Source organism: Flavobacterium hibernum, from assembly GCF_000832125.1.
GTDB lineage: Bacteria > Bacteroidota > Bacteroidia > Flavobacteriales > Flavobacteriaceae > Flavobacterium > Flavobacterium hibernum.
The window spans coordinates 1-14,408 of the sequence record NZ_JPRK01000008.1 but is presented as its reverse complement, the minus strand read 5'-3'; the positions used below and the strand labels follow the sequence as shown (position 1 = coordinate 14,408).

The 14,408-nt window shown below is 32.2% G+C and carries 12 protein-coding genes; 3 read left to right on the top strand and 9 right to left on the bottom strand.

What is annotated here, in order from left to right; genetic code table 11:
* Positions 1-248: 248 nt before the first annotated feature.
* A complete protein-coding gene (locus tag IW18_RS09225; protein WP_041517317.1) occupies positions 249-629 on the top strand; it encodes an ankyrin repeat domain-containing protein in 381 nt (126 codons plus the stop codon).
* 57 nt (positions 630-686) lie between these two features.
* Here the strand turns inward: IW18_RS09225 and IW18_RS09220 are convergent, their stop codons facing one another.
* Positions 687-1,226, bottom strand: coding sequence for an SRPBCC family protein (locus IW18_RS09220; protein ID WP_041517316.1), 540 nt, complete (start codon positions 1,224-1,226; stop codon positions 687-689).
* Between the two features lie 367 nt (positions 1,227-1,593).
* On the opposite strand from IW18_RS09220, the gene IW18_RS09215 reads away from it, so the two are divergent.
* Entirely contained in the window at positions 1,594-1,974 is a 381-nt protein-coding gene (locus tag IW18_RS09215; RefSeq protein ID WP_041517315.1) for an ankyrin repeat domain-containing protein, read from the top strand.
* A 408-nt stretch (positions 1,975-2,382) separates the two neighbouring features.
* On the opposite strand, the gene IW18_RS09210 is transcribed toward IW18_RS09215, so the two are convergent.
* From IW18_RS09210 to IW18_RS09175, 8 genes are all read right to left on the bottom strand, one after another.
* Positions 2,383-2,985, bottom strand: a complete 603-nt coding sequence (locus IW18_RS09210) for a DUF2238 domain-containing protein (protein WP_041517314.1) — start codon at positions 2,983-2,985, stop codon at positions 2,383-2,385.
* 147 nt (positions 2,986-3,132) lie between these two features.
* Positions 3,133-6,231 (bottom strand): efflux RND transporter permease subunit, encoded by a 3,099-nt coding sequence (locus IW18_RS09205; protein WP_041517313.1) that lies wholly within the window; start codon positions 6,229-6,231, stop codon positions 3,133-3,135.
* A gap of 87 nt (positions 6,232-6,318) precedes the next feature.
* Positions 6,319-7,584 (bottom strand): carbohydrate porin, encoded by a 1,266-nt coding sequence (locus IW18_RS09200; protein WP_041517312.1) that lies wholly within the window; start codon positions 7,582-7,584, stop codon positions 6,319-6,321.
* A 4-nt stretch (positions 7,585-7,588) separates the two neighbouring features.
* Positions 7,589-8,674, bottom strand: a complete 1,086-nt coding sequence (locus IW18_RS09195; protein ID WP_041517311.1) for an efflux RND transporter periplasmic adaptor subunit — start codon at positions 8,672-8,674, stop codon at positions 7,589-7,591.
* A gap of 11 nt (positions 8,675-8,685) precedes the next feature.
* Positions 8,686-9,933: a TolC family protein gene (locus IW18_RS09190; RefSeq protein WP_041517310.1), complete on the bottom strand. Its 1,248-nt coding sequence runs from the start codon at positions 9,931-9,933 to the stop codon at positions 8,686-8,688.
* A gap of 84 nt (positions 9,934-10,017) precedes the next feature.
* On the bottom strand, positions 10,018-11,379 hold the full coding sequence (locus tag IW18_RS09185) for a HAMP domain-containing sensor histidine kinase (RefSeq protein WP_041517309.1): 1,362 nt from the start codon (positions 11,377-11,379) through the stop codon (positions 10,018-10,020).
* The gene (locus IW18_RS09180; RefSeq protein WP_041517308.1) at positions 11,376-12,056 is read right to left on the bottom strand and encodes a response regulator transcription factor; all 681 of its coding nucleotides are present in this window, start codon (positions 12,054-12,056) and stop codon (positions 11,376-11,378) included. Before IW18_RS09180 ends, IW18_RS09185 begins: the two co-directional genes overlap by 4 nt.
* A 64-nt stretch (positions 12,057-12,120) precedes the next feature.
* A complete protein-coding gene (locus IW18_RS09175) occupies positions 12,121-13,209 on the bottom strand; it encodes a M42 family metallopeptidase (RefSeq protein WP_041517307.1) in 1,089 nt (362 codons plus the stop codon).
* A gap of 81 nt (positions 13,210-13,290) precedes the next feature.
* On the opposite strand from IW18_RS09175, the gene IW18_RS09170 reads away from it, so the two are divergent.
* On the top strand, positions 13,291-13,971 hold the full coding sequence (locus IW18_RS09170; protein WP_041517306.1) for a DUF4294 domain-containing protein: 681 nt from the start codon (positions 13,291-13,293) through the stop codon (positions 13,969-13,971).
* Positions 13,972-14,408: the final 437 nt, after the last annotated feature.

Here is a 14,408-nt window from a genome sequence, read left to right as displayed (position 1 = left end):
TGGAATATTGATGTGAATATTTGGATGACTATACAAAAAAGGCACTTTAGAAAAAAAGACTATATAGAATTAAGAGAAGTATAATGAGGATTTTGTTCGAGTTGCATTTTTTTATTTTTTATTTTTTTTGCATTTAGGTGTAACTTATTTGATTGTTTATAATACTAATAGAGTAATCAAAGAAAATTAAGAATGATATTTTAAGCATTAATTTAATTTTTACATCAATCATATAATCATCAATCAACATGAAAAAATCAGTAATTATTCTAGGTATAGCCCTTGCTATGTCTACAAACGTGTCAAATGCATCCAATATCAAACTATTAGTGAAGGATCAATTCGATTCTCCTGCAAGTGAAGTCTCACCATTACATTACGCAGTGTGTGAAGGAGATATTGAAACTGTTAAAAAATTAATTGAAAACGGAGCCAATGTAAATAAGATGGTCAGAGATATGTCACCTTTAATGTTGGCAGCGCGTTTTAATAAATTTGAAATCGTTAAAGTTTTATTGGACAACGGAGCCAATCCCAGAATTGAGAATGAAAAAGGTTTAAAAGCAATAAATTACGCAGAGTATGCACAATCAACAGAATCGATTGCCATTTTGAAAAATAAAAAATAGGACGTAAAAAAAAGCATCAGTTATCGCTGATGCTTTTTTATTTATTAGACGAATAGATTATTTTTCTAATTTATCTTTTAGATTTTCAAGACCTTTTTGTAAATCGTTTCCAATCATTTGATCCATCTTCATCATAGGCAACATAATGTTCATTGGGTAAGGCATAACACCACTAATTCCCCATTTTACTTTTGTTTGATTTGCTGTGACAGATTCAGTTGACATAAAACCAACAGCGGTATCTTCCATTGGTTTTTTAAAACGTAAAGCAAAGTCAATACGTTTACCTTCGGTAATATTTGTAATTTCTTGTTCGCCAACTCCAACTTCTTTTACTTCGCTTTCCCATGCCGATATCGATCCAACAGTTCCATCAGTTCCTTTGTAAGTCGATTTCATTTTAGGATCGATGTTTGCCCAAACGCTAAACTGATTTTGATTTTTTAAGTACTTAACATAATTAAATACAGTATCAACAGGTTTATTAATCGTTATTTCTCTTTCTATCGCATAATTCTTTGGCATAAAATAGGCAGCTACTAGTACAATGGCTACAATTAGAATCAGGATGACCAGAATTTTTTTGAGAATTCCCATAGTTTGTGGTTTTAAGGTTATTAACTGTTTTTGTTTGATTAGTTAAATCGTAATTCGCTCGTTTTAAGTCTTTTTATTTATAGTAAAGTTAAAAAACTAAAGGCTTGGATTTGTGGCATACTATTTTTTTTGATGATTTTTTTTATAAATTTTCATTTTAAGTGTAACATTTCGCTTTTAATGGAGTCTTACTATAGAGAAGTATTTAATTAGATAACATTACTTTTAAGTTTGATCAGCTTTTATTAAGGAAATGTTAAGAATTAGTTAAAACATAGTACTTTGTTATACATAATACATGAATTAGAATTACATTTACATAGAAATTAAAAATCATCATTAATCAATCAATTAACAATCAATCATTATGAAAAATTCAATCGTTTATTTAGGAGTTGCTTTAGTAGCATTTGCAAATGTTTCAATGGCATCAAATCAAAAATCATTTGTGAAACCACAAATCGAAATTTCAAATAGTTTTTCAACACCAATGAATGTGGCAGTTGGTAAAGGAGATCTTGCATTCGTAAAAAAACTTATCGAGTACGGAGCAGATGTAAACGAAATGTCTGAAGATTTATCACCTTTAATGATCGCAGCACGTTATAACAAAGTTGAAATTTTAAAAGTTTTATTGGCAAGCGGAGCAAATCCTTCTGTTAAAAATGATAAAGGTTTCACAGCTTTAAAATATGCACAATTATCAAATGCGGCAGATGCAATTGCCATTTTGAAAGATTTAAAATAACAGTTTAAATCGAGAGTTTTGAGTTAGTACATGAAACGACCTTCCTTGAGCAGAAGGTCGTTTTTCATTTTTATAATTAGGTGTATAAAATAGTATTAAGATTAACATTAAATCCTGTACAGAAAAAATTACCGCAGACAACGCTAAGTTTTTTACTCGCAGCTTTTATAAAAAAAGGCAAAGTTCGCAAAGCTTTATTTTGATTTAGCTTAGCGAACTTTGTGCTTTTAGAAGCATTCTTACATAAAAATCTTTGCGTTCTTTGCGGTAAAAACAATTAAGGAATATGTTTTTTTATATTTTTCTGCAGCATTTAAAGTTGATCCTGGCATTGTCGAAAGGTATATATAAACTTTAGACTAATTTATAAATGAGTTTTGAGACAAAACTCTGGTGCGATTGGATAATTTAAAATTGAATCTTCTGAATTTGTTTATCTTGAATCCTGGAAAATAAAATCAATCCCACAATTGCTCCAATAGTTGCAAACAACATATCAGATTGTGTATCCCAAACATAACCTTGAGTTCCTAGAAAAGCATCGCCACCGTCTCCGGTTGCTAAGGAAACAAACCATTCTATAAATTCGTATGTGGCACTAATTGCCAAACAAATACTAACAATAATAAAGTTAAAGAAGCTTTTGTTGTTGATTACTTTTTTGCGAATAAACAATTCTCTTATAATCATTGCAGGAACCAAACCTTGGGCAAAATGACCTACTTTGTCGTAATTATTTCGAGATTGGTGAAATATTTCTTTGATATAATCAAACAACGGAACTTCGGCATAAGTATAATGTCCGCCAACAAATAAAATAATACAATGAATTAGAATTAGCGTATAGGTGAAGTTTGTAAATCTGAATTTCTTGAAGGTAAAAGCTAATATTATAAAACCTATAATCGCAGGAATTACTTCAAGAAAACACGTAAAACCTTCTTTTGGATTTATGATTGAAGCAAGAAAAGTGACCGTAAAAACAGAAATTAAAAAATAGATGTATTTCATTAATAGTTTTTTATGAAAGAGTTAAACAAACGCAAGATAAGAAACTAAGATTTATTGTAATAAAAAAAGCACCATTAAAACTAATGATGCTTTTTCCTTTAAAACCTAATCAAATTAATTTAACCAATTAATTAATCTTAGAATTTTTTATTCAATTGGAACGTCTTTTTTTCTGTTGAATACCCAAAATAGAATTGGGAAAACTAAAAGCGTTAATATTGTTGCCGTAACTAAACCACCAATAATTACAATAGCCAATGGTTTTTGCGATTCTGAACCAATTCCGGTTGAAATTGCAGCAGGCATTAAACCAATAGATGCCATTAACGCAGTCATTACTACAGCTCTTGTTCTGGCTTTAACTCCTAAGAAAATCGATTCTTCGAGGGTGAATTTTGCTTTTAAATTATGGTGAAATTCAGATATAAGAATAACACCATTTTGAATACAAATTCCAAGTAAAGCAATAAAACCAACTCCTGCCGATATTCCAAAGTTCATTCGAGTAAGATGTAAAGCTATTATTCCTCCAATTATTGCAAATGGTACGTTTGCCAAAACCAATAGTGAATCTTTAATATTTCCAAATAGAATAAACAATAAAACAAAGATTCCAATTAAACTTATTGGTACAACCTGAGCCAAGCGTGCGCTGGCTCGAACTTGATTTTCAAATTCACCAGTCCAACCCACAGTATATCCTGTTGGCAGTTTCATTTTAGCTACTTTTGATTGAGCTTCTGCAATAGTACTTCCTAAATCACGATCACGAACAGAGAATTTTACTCCAATAAAACGTTTTGTATTATCTCTGTAAATAAAAGCAGGACCGGTAATCGTTTTTAATTCGCATATTTCTTTTAGTGGAATTTTGATTCCGCTAATCGTTGGAACTTTAAGTTCGGCAATATCATTTTCATCTTTACGATATTCTTTAGAAAAACGTACCCTAACATCAAACTTCTTCTCGTCTTCATATTTTTGAGTGGCTGTTTTTCCTCCAAAAGCAAGTTCCAAGACTGCTTGAGCATCTGTTAATGTAACTCCATATGCAGCCATTTTATCTCTGTCTAGAACTACACTAATTTCTGGTTGTCCAACATTTCTAAGTACTCCTGCATCTTTTATTCCAGGAATGTTTTTAATTTTTGCCAGAACTTCATTCGATAATTCATCTAATTTATCTAAATCATCTCCATAGATCTTAACGGCATTAGATGCTTTAAATCCAGCTACAGATTCGGCAACGTTATCAATTACAGGTTGCGAGTAATTATAGGTAATTCCTTGATGAACTTTTAGTTTTTGATCCATTTCATTTATCAAATCATCCATGGTTATTTTTCGCGTCCATTCAGATTTTGGTTTTAAATCGACTTGAAGCTGTATAAAACCAAAACCATTCGGGTCTGTTCCGTCATTACTTCGCCCTGTTTGCGATAAAACTTTTTTTACCTCAGGAAAACTTTCCAGATCCTTTCGAATAATGGCAGCAGTTTTTACACTTTCAGGCAATGATGTACTCATTGGTAACTCTGCAGTAACCCATAAAGCACCTTCGTTTAATTGCGGTAAAAACTCAGTTCCTAAAAATGTGGCCGAAAAGAAAACCGTTACTAAAAGAGCCAGAGAACCTATAAGAGTTTGAACTTTATGCTTAAAAGTCCAGGCAAAACCTTTACTAACAATTCTATCCCAGAAATTAACAAATGGATTGTTTTTTTCTTTTACATTTTTATTTAAAAGTATATGTGATAAGACGGGAACTAATGTTAATGTAAAAAGCAATGCTCCCATCAAGGCAAATCCTAAAGTGTAAGCTAGGGGAGAGAACATTTTTCCTTCTACTTTCTGAAATGAAAATATTGGTAATAATGCGGTAATAATAATTAATTTAGAAAAGAAGATGGCTTTACCCATTTCGGCTCCCGTTTTCTTAATCAAACTTCCTTTTGCAATTTTATTAAAGGCTGTCATTCCTAACTGATGTGCTCGATGGTCTAATACCACAAATAATCCTTCGACCATTACCACGGCACCATCAATGATAATCCCGAAATCGACTGCTCCCAAACTCAGTAAGTTGGCACTCATTCCCATCATTTTCAGACATAAAAAGGCAAATAATAAGGAAAGCGGTATTACAATCGAAACGGTAAATGTAGTTCTCCAATCGGCCATGAAAAGAAACACAACACAAGTAACCAAAATAATTCCTTCGAATAAATTATGCATTACCGTTTCGGTAGTGAAATTCATTAAATTATCACGATCGTAAAAAGTTTCTAATTTGATGTCTTTTGGTAGAATATTATCGTTAAGGTCTTGGATTTTTGCTTTAATTAGGGCTAAGGTTTCCTGTGGATTTTCGCCTTTACGCATTACAATAATACCTTCGACAACATCATCATTTTTGGCTAGACCAGTTTGTCCAACTCTTGGCATAGCACTTTCGTAAACGGTAGCTAAATTTTTGACTAAAATTGGATTTCCGTGTGCATCGTCTACGATAATATTTTCAATATCCTGAACAGATTTTAAAAGTCCAACTCCACGTACGACAAAAGCTTGACCATTTTTTTCGATAATATCACCACCAACGTTTAAGTTTCCTCCATTTACGGCATTATAAACCTGTAGTGGCGTAATGTTGTATTTTGCTAATTTTATAGGATCAACTCCAACTTCATAAGTTTTAGTTTGTCCACCAAATACATTTAAATCCGCAACGCCGGGAACAGAACGTAGTTGTTTATCTATTACCCAGTTTTGATAGGTTAACAATTCTCTACTATCTCGACTGTCACTTTTTACGATATATCTAAAAATTTCCCCTGTAGGTCCATAAGGCGGCTGAACATCTGGTTCAACATCATCTGGGAGCGAAACATTTTTTAGTAAATTATTTACTTGCAAACGGGCAAAAGTATCATCGACACCATCATCAAAAATAATTTTGATTACCGATAAACCAAACATGGTAATACTACGAACACTGGTCTTTTTTTGTACAGAGTTCATCGATATCTCGATTGGCGAAGTAACAAAACGTTCTACTTCCTCGGCGCTTTTCCCGTTCCATTGCGTAATAATAATGATTTGCGTATTGGTTACATCAGGAAAAGCATCTATGGGCATATTCTTGAAAGAAATAAATCCTGCAACTGCCAGTAATCCTACCCAAAAAAAAGTAAATGCTTTATTCTTAAGCGAGAAAGCGATAATATTTCGTATGAATTTGTTCATTTTAAAAAGTATTTTTAATGATGAATTTTTATTTTAAATTGTAATATTTCCATTATTTGATTCCGTAGTCTAACCTAACATTTCGAGTTAGAATTCAGTATGAAAACGTAATGCAAAAAAATGAATTGGTCCTCTATCTTTATTATAGGCAGGATTCATTGCAAACTGATAATCTGGTGAAAGCGTAATATGTGTGTTAGGAACTAAGAATGAATAATAAGCTTCGACAATTTGTTCTGCTGCATAATTTAAAGTACCGTCGCCAATCATAAAACCGTTACCGCCAAGTTTTTGGTATTCCTCATGAGGCTTAGACAATCCGTTGGCAACTATTGCAACACCGGCAAAATCATTTGTTCTGTTCCACATTTTTCCTTGTAGATTAATACCCAATTGTGCCGATCTGTCAATTTCTGTAAATGCCCAGGTTTCATTTTTACCGTCGTTATAACTTATTCGGCTAAAAAGTCCCCATGTATCTCCATGCGAATAATCCATATTTAAACCTATTCCATATTTGGTGCGACCATTCTGCCTTGTACTTTCAATATCGGGAGTGGTTATAAAATTTGAATTGGCCTCGTTATAATTTCCCATTCCGGCTACATTTCTATATCCAAGCAATTTTATATTACTTGTGTCATTGTTATTGAAAGTTATTTTTTTCTCAATTTCTACATTTACGGCATTAGAATCATTAAATCGAAATTCCACATTTGGACCATTTGCAATAGTTGGTACAGCGGTAAGAGCAGCTCTTACTTGCCAATCTCCAAATTGATAATTGGCATATAATCCATCTGTATAACCTCGAGTGTTTGCCGCATAATCCCAAGCTCCTTGTGCCATTAACGACCAGTTTAAAAACTGTGTTCTAGGATCGTGCGAGTAAGTATTGTTATCAAAATAATCTGCTAATCCAAATTTTCCAAAAACCAATTGCAATGATTTATTATTCTTAAATTGAAATTTTTGTTCCAAAAGCATTCTTGCAACATAAACAACAGGTTTTGTGTCTCCAATTCTAAAAGTTTCTCCATTAGGAAAACCTCCTAAACCATGTGCTTGCGATAAACCTTGCCCTCCGGACATTTCTGGATTAAAGGTTGCAGTTGCACCCTTCCAAAGCGGAACATCGAGATATAAAGTTGAGGTTAATGATAAAGCACTTTCTTCTTGAGATTTCATACTATTGGTACCAGAATAATCGGCATTAAAATCCGGATGATATTGATAGATAGAAGTCATTTGAAATTTCAGACTGTATTTGCGAATAGAATCTGTTTCTTGCGAAAATGCTATAGTTGTAAAAAACAACGTTGCAAAACTCAATATATTTACAGATTTTTCCATTTAACTATTCGTTTAGAGCACGATAAATAAATAACTGATTATTGGTAATAACTCTTTCATTTTCTTTTAGACCACTAGAAATGTAAGTAGTATCTCCAACTACTCTATATACATCAACTTGTCTGGTTTCTATGTTGTTACGATCTTTGAAAATCATTACAAAATTTTTGCTTTTATCAAAAACGATTGCTTTGCTAGGTACTGCAATCATAGATTCACCTTCGCTATAAGACAGTTTTATATTGGCATTCATATCTGGTTTCAACATATAACCAGGATTTTGAAGTTTGACACGTGCTTGCATCGCTTTAGTCTCGGGATCAATAACATTAAAGATTTTATCGACTTTTCCTTTAAAAACTTTATCAGGATAACTTAAAGTGGTAACATCTGCATCGATTCCTAATTTTACTTTATTAATGTCAATTTCATTAATGTTGGCTAATGCCCAAACTTCGCTAATTTCTGCAATATCAAAAATGTTTTCAGAGCGATCACTTCTTAAAAGCATATCCTGATTTATACTTTTTTGAATGATAAAACCGCTAATTGGAGCTGTAACTTCATAAATAGAACCAGCCTTAATATTATAAATTTTGTAAGTTTCCTGAATTTTACCCAATTGCGATTGTGCTTTATTTACTTCAGATTTAGCCTGTAGAACATCGCTCTCTGAGTTTAATTTTCCGTCAAATAATTCCTGAGCAACTTTCAAATGATTTTTTGCGACCAACAAATCATTTTTAGCATCAATAGATTGTTTTTCAAAATCGGCGATATCGGTACTTTTTATAGTAGCCAGAACTTGTCCTTTTTTTACATAATCTCCCAGTTCAACATTCACTTTAATTACATTTCCTCCAACAAGCGGATAAACGTCAATCATTTTGTTGTTATCGGCAGTAATTTTTCCGTAAAAACTCAATACATTTTTTACAGGTTGCGTTTGTGCTTCGTCCGTTGTAGTAGTTTTTAGCATGGCATCGCTTAGTGCAAATGAGGTATTTGTTTCTGGGTTTTCGACTTCTTTTTTACAACTTGTAATTGATAAAGCTACAAGAGCAATTGCTATAATTAGTTTATGTTTCATTTTGTTCCGTTTTAAAATAAGTCTTTGTTGATTGTACTATTTAATTCCTCGCCAGAAAGCACCACTTTCTTTTTTAATTCATTTACTTGAATTTGGGCTTGATTGTAGCTTTCCATAAAATCAGTAAACTCTAATAAGCTGATATTTCGTTTCTGAAAATTTTTCAGGATTCCGTTGTAAACAGCTTCAAAATCAGAATTTACAGTAGGTTTTATAACAACATAGTTCTTACGAGATTCATCCCACTTGTTCCAGGCCGATGTAATTTCTGTTTGCAATTGAAGATCAAAATTCTGTTTTTCAATTTTAGATTGTTCCAGAATTGTTTTGGCATATTTAATATTCCCTTTGTTTTTGTTCCAAAGTGGTAGTGGAATTCCTAAGGTTAAATTCGACTCTTTATTAAAAGCGCCACTTCTTTGATCGTAGTTTGCTCCAACAGTTATATCTGGAATCGCGAGAGATTTTTGCCATTTTACATTTATCTCATTTGCCTCAATAGTTTTTTGTTGAGCTAAATAATCTGGCCGATTCATTATTGCATCATCTTGTAAGACTTTCAAATCAAAAGGAATTGTTTTCGTGTATTTGTTAAAATCTTCACTAGTAACAACAGGAACAATATTATCAGAAGTATTCAGTAATAATTTTAAGCTTGCTTGCTCTTCAATATTATCATTTACAACTTCCATACGTTCATTTTTAAAATTTAGATATAAGGATTGTAAACGCACTACATCTCTCAACGGAATGTTTCCTTTTTGAGCCTGTACCGTGTACGAGTTTATTAAATCTTCGATATGAACGAGCTGTTTATCTGTGGTTTCGAGACTTTTAGTGTTGTAATAAACAGTGAAGAAGCTTTTTCGTAATTGAAGTTTTAACGTCCTTAATAAATCATTAAACTGAAGTTCAGCCAATTTTTCATTAGTTTGGGCTAACTTTACTTCATTGCGTTTTTTTCCTCCCAAATAAATAAGCTGCTCGATTGCAAATGCCTTTTGCCCATCTTTTCCAATATCAAAATACTGATTTCGCTCTGGGTTGTAAGCATTAAGTTCTGCGCTAAGTACTGGATTGTCCCAGATTCTAGCCTGAATTGTTAATGCTTTTGATGCATCAATGTTATACTGAGACGCCAATAAAAAGAGATTGTTTTTTAGAAATTGGCTTTCACAGTCTTGAAGGGTGAGTGTTTTTTGAGCCAAAACCACTTGATTGAATAGTACAAGTAGTAATAATGCAAATAGTTTTCTCATTGTATCGTTTTTATTTTATACAAATATGCTATCAACAGACTTTAAGAGTGCTTAAAATCTACCTTAAAAATAGCTTAAAATAAGTTACGAATGAAAAAATATTCGAAATAAATTCGTGTTAATATCTGGTGTACTGTATGTTATGGAAGAATTGTGAAGGTTTAAAATGCGTTGAACAATGCGTAAACCTAGTCCAAAACCACTGGTTCCTTTGGCATTTTTGCCACGCATAAAAGGTTGGAAAAGATTTTTCTGTTCGTTTTCACTTAAAGTTTCTCCTGTATTTGAAATCGAAATAACGAGATGATCATTTTCGATGCTAAATTTTACTTTAGCTTGTTTGTTATCAGAGTAAACGCATGCATTTTTAAGGATATTACTTAAAGCAATCTCCAATAAGTTTTTGTTTCCTTTAATCTCTAGAGCAGTGTCTAAATTGTCATTTTCTTCCATTTCGAATAAAATAACAAAATCCGGAAAACTGTTGTTGAGGTTTTCAATTGCCGAAAACAAAATTTCATCCATACGCTGGATGTCATTATGTTCTTGATTTTTATTATCAATTTTAGAAAGAACCAATAAAGAATTAATCAATTCTGTCAATTGATTAACGTCGAGTAAAATAGATTTTAAAAACGTTTTACCTTTTATAGATGTCGTATCATCGGTAATAGTATTTTCGATTTTAGCTGTTATACGCGATAAAGGAGTTCGTAGTTCGTGAGAGGCGTGAGCTGTAAATTCTTTTTGTTTTTGATAAGAAATTTCAATTCGATCCATCATGAAATTAAATTCATTTGCAATCAAATCGATTTCGTTCTTATTGTTTTTAGATGCTATACGAGTATCTAGATTATTTTCATTTATTTTTCTTATTTTTTGATGAAAAAGACCTAAAGGACTCATTGCTTTTTTGACCATAAAAGAGGTTAAAACCCAGCAAATACAGGTGAAAAAGATGTATGATATAACTAATGTGTAACGCAGGAAAAGTAGCTTTCTCTTTCCGTAGTCATCAGTTGCTGAAATTAAGGCGTAAAAATCTTTGTCTTTTGTGTCATAAAAAACTCCATAAACTTCATAATCGCCTTGCTGCTTAAAAAAGGTTTTATTCTTTTTAAGGTATTTTAGATCATCAATAGACCAGTTAATTTTTGCATCGTCAATACTACTGTAGATTAATTTATAATTTGAATCAAATACTAAAGTCTTTTCGTCATAGAGTTTGTTAATAGAGTTTTGATCAATCATTTTTAAAAGCTGATTGTCTACTTGTTTAACATTTACTAAAAGTTTGATGTTCGAAAGAGCTTTGATTTCAAGGCGATCTCTAAACTCTTCTTTTCTAAAATTAGAATACAAGACAAATATCAATGTAGAAGCCAATCCAAAAAGGATTGTAAAAAGTAAACTTACTAAAAGTGATATCCGATTTTTTAATGTCATTCCTGATCGCTTAAATAATAGCCGTAACCAATTTTGGTACGAATTAATTTTTTTTCGTGATCCTTATCGATTTTCTTTCTTAAAAAGTTAATATAGACTTCTATCGTATTTTGATTTGTTTCTATATGATAATCCCAGAGTTTTTCGGCAATAAACTGTTTCGATAATACCTTTCCTTTGGCATGAGCCAAGATCAAAATAAGTTTAAATTCTTTTGGAGTAAGTTTGATTTCTTCGCCTGAGCGATATACTTTCATTTCGTCTTCTAGTATCTCTAAATCAAGAATGTTTATTTTCTTCTCGACTTGTTGCGGAATTTCTTTTCGTCTCAATAGTGAAGAGCTTCGGGCGAATAATTCGTCGAAGTGAAAAGGTTTTACTAAATAGTCGTCGGCTCCGCTATCAAAAGAAGCCAGTTTGTCTTCAATTTCGCTAAAAGCTGTTAACATTATTATAGGAGTCTTTTTGTCTACTTCTCTAATTCCTCTGCAAACGTCAATACCATTTGTTCCAGGAACATTTATATCAAGAATGATTAAATCATATTCATACGGAAAATACTTTTTTAATAATAAAGAACCATCATAATAAGGAATACACTCGAATTTTTTTGAAGTAAAAAACGCCGAGACCTCTTTCGATAAAGTAAAATCGTCTTCGAGTAGTAATATTTTCATGATTTTTATATTAGTAAATTCGGTTATTCATGCAAATAACCGAATTTACATTTTAAATAGTGTCTTATTTGAAATAAGAAAATGTTTCGTTGTTTTCAATTTTTAGCAAAGATTCATATATCAATTGAATTACATTTTCAACATCATCTCTATGAACCATTTCTACAGTTGTGTGCATATAACGCAATGGTAATGAAATTAACGCCGATGCTACACCACCATTACTGTAAGCAAATGCATCAGTATCTGTTCCAGTAGCTCTTGACGTTGCGTGACGTTGAAAAGGAATTTTGTTTTCCTCAGCAGTGTCAACAATTAAATCACGTAATTTATTTTGTACCGCCGGAGCATATGCAATTACAGGACCTTTACCCATTTTAAGATCGCCTTCTACCTTTTTATCAATCATTGGAGTAGTCGTATCATGACAAACATCTGTTACAATAGCAACGTTTGGTTTAATCGTTTGTGCAATCATTTCTGCACCACGAAGCCCAATTTCTTCCTGAACAGAGTTTACAATATATAAACCAAAAGGAAGTGTTTTTTTGTTTTCCTTCAATAAACGAGCAACTTCGGCAATCATAAAACCACCCATTCTGTTATCGATAGCGCGACAAACAAATTTGTTTTCATTTAAAATCATAAATTCATCCGGATATGTAATTACACAGCCAACATGAACGCCCATGGCTTCAACCTGTTCTTTAGTTTCGCAACCCAAATCGATAAAAATATTGCTAATTTTTGGAGCTTCCTCTTTGTCGCGTAAGCGTGTGTGAATAGCAGGCCATCCAAAAACACCTTTTACAATACCTTTTTTAGTATGAATGTGAACTCTTTTGGAAGGTGCGATTTGATGATCTGATCCACCATTTCTAATAACATATAGTAAGCCATCATCTGTAATATAATTTACATACCACGAAATTTCATCAGCATGTCCCTCAATAACCACCTTAAAAGGAGCGTCAGGATTAATTACACCAACAGCCGTTCCATAAGTGTCTGTAATAAAAGTATCAACATAAGGTTTTAAATAATTCATCCAAAGTTTTTGCCCTTCACTCTCATATCCGGTAGGAGAGGCGTTATTTAAGTAGCTTTCCAGGAAAGCAATTGATGTATCTTTTAAGATAGATTTAGTACTCATAAAAATATTTTTTTGCTAATTTATAAATTTGGTATTAGAGTTGTGTATAAATATATAATTTTACACTTAAATTATGATTCGATGAAATTTAGTTACTGCCTTTTATTCTTTATATTAATTTCCTTTTCAAGTCAGGCGCAGGTTACACCAAAGCCAAATCAGGAAATGGGATATATATTAACCGAAAAAGACTCTATTTTAAACGATACTATAGAATTGCCTGAGATAATTATTTCTAAAGAAAAGTTAGATCCCGAGGCACAAAAACAATTCTTGATTCTTCAGAACCGAGTTTACAAAGTATATCCGTACGCCAGATTAGCGGCGGATAGATTAACAGCTTTAAATAGCGGCATGGCTCGTTTGAAAACCAATCGCGAAAAGAAAAAGTACTTTAAGATTGTAGAAGACTATCTGAATAATGAATTTGAAGAAAGACTTAAAAAGTTATCTCGTAAACAAGGTCAGATTCTCGTAAAACTAATCCATAGGCAAACCGGAATAACAACCTATGAATTAATTAGAACCTTAAAAAGCGGATTCAAGGCCTTTGTGTCGAATACTACTGCAAATTTGTTTGACATAAGTTTAAAAACGGAATATAAACCCTTTGAGGTTAATGAAGATTATTTAATAGAAACCATTCTTTTGCGAGCATTCGAATCGGGTCGCTTAGTTAATCAGAAATCTGCGAATCCAGTAAACTATGAAGAACTCATGAATTATTGGGAAGGTAGAGCAAAGACTCAAAGTAAAAAATAATCTCTCCTTATAATAAGGAGAGATTTTGATTCCACAACCCGACAGGTTTTATAACGTGTCGGGTTTGTTTTTTAATACCTATTATATATAAGTATAAAACAAAACTTAGCTCCTTAGTGTCTTTGCGAGTTTGATAGAGATGTCATTGTACCTTATATTGTAGATGCTAAATCTCTATATAATCAGTAAAAAGTTGCAAAGTCGACAAAACAGCCCCCCTTATAAAAGTAAAAATTACAAAAAGCACAAACAGTTAAGGAAAAACCTTTCAAAAGTTTAAAAACATAGAAAGTTAAGTTTAGTGTTATCAGAGAGTTAAGAAAAAGAGATAAAAAAGATTAAAAATAACTCCTTAAAAAGCTTGGAAATGCAAATAAAGGGTCTACTTTTGCACCCGCAACAGCGATATACGCTCTTCGAAGTACTGACAAGTGAGG

Bases quoted from the DNA above. Each gene is read 5' to 3' on its own strand.
- IW18_RS09225 (WP_041517317.1), top strand. From the start codon at position 249: ATGAAAAAATCAGTAATTATTCTAGGTATAGCCCTTGCTATGTCTACA.
- IW18_RS09220 (WP_041517316.1), bottom strand. From the start codon at position 1,226: ATGGGAATTCTCAAAAAAATTCTGGTCATCCTGATTCTAATTGTAGCC.
- IW18_RS09215 (WP_041517315.1), top strand. From the start codon at position 1,594: ATGAAAAATTCAATCGTTTATTTAGGAGTTGCTTTAGTAGCATTTGCA.
- IW18_RS09210 (WP_041517314.1), bottom strand. From the start codon at position 2,985: ATGAAATACATCTATTTTTTAATTTCTGTTTTTACGGTCACTTTTCTT.
- IW18_RS09205 (WP_041517313.1), bottom strand. From the start codon at position 6,231: ATGAACAAATTCATACGAAATATTATCGCTTTCTCGCTTAAGAATAAA.
- IW18_RS09200 (WP_041517312.1), bottom strand. From the start codon at position 7,584: ATGGAAAAATCTGTAAATATATTGAGTTTTGCAACGTTGTTTTTTACA.
- IW18_RS09195 (WP_041517311.1), bottom strand. From the start codon at position 8,674: ATGAAACATAAACTAATTATAGCAATTGCTCTTGTAGCTTTATCAATT.
- IW18_RS09190 (WP_041517310.1), bottom strand. From the start codon at position 9,933: ATGAGAAAACTATTTGCATTATTACTACTTGTACTATTCAATCAAGTG.
- IW18_RS09185 (WP_041517309.1), bottom strand. From the start codon at position 11,379: ATGACATTAAAAAATCGGATATCACTTTTAGTAAGTTTACTTTTTACA.
- IW18_RS09180 (WP_041517308.1), bottom strand. From the start codon at position 12,056: ATGAAAATATTACTACTCGAAGACGATTTTACTTTATCGAAAGAGGTC.
- IW18_RS09175 (WP_041517307.1), bottom strand. From the start codon at position 13,209: ATGAGTACTAAATCTATCTTAAAAGATACATCAATTGCTTTCCTGGAA.
- IW18_RS09170 (WP_041517306.1), top strand. From the start codon at position 13,291: ATGAAATTTAGTTACTGCCTTTTATTCTTTATATTAATTTCCTTTTCA.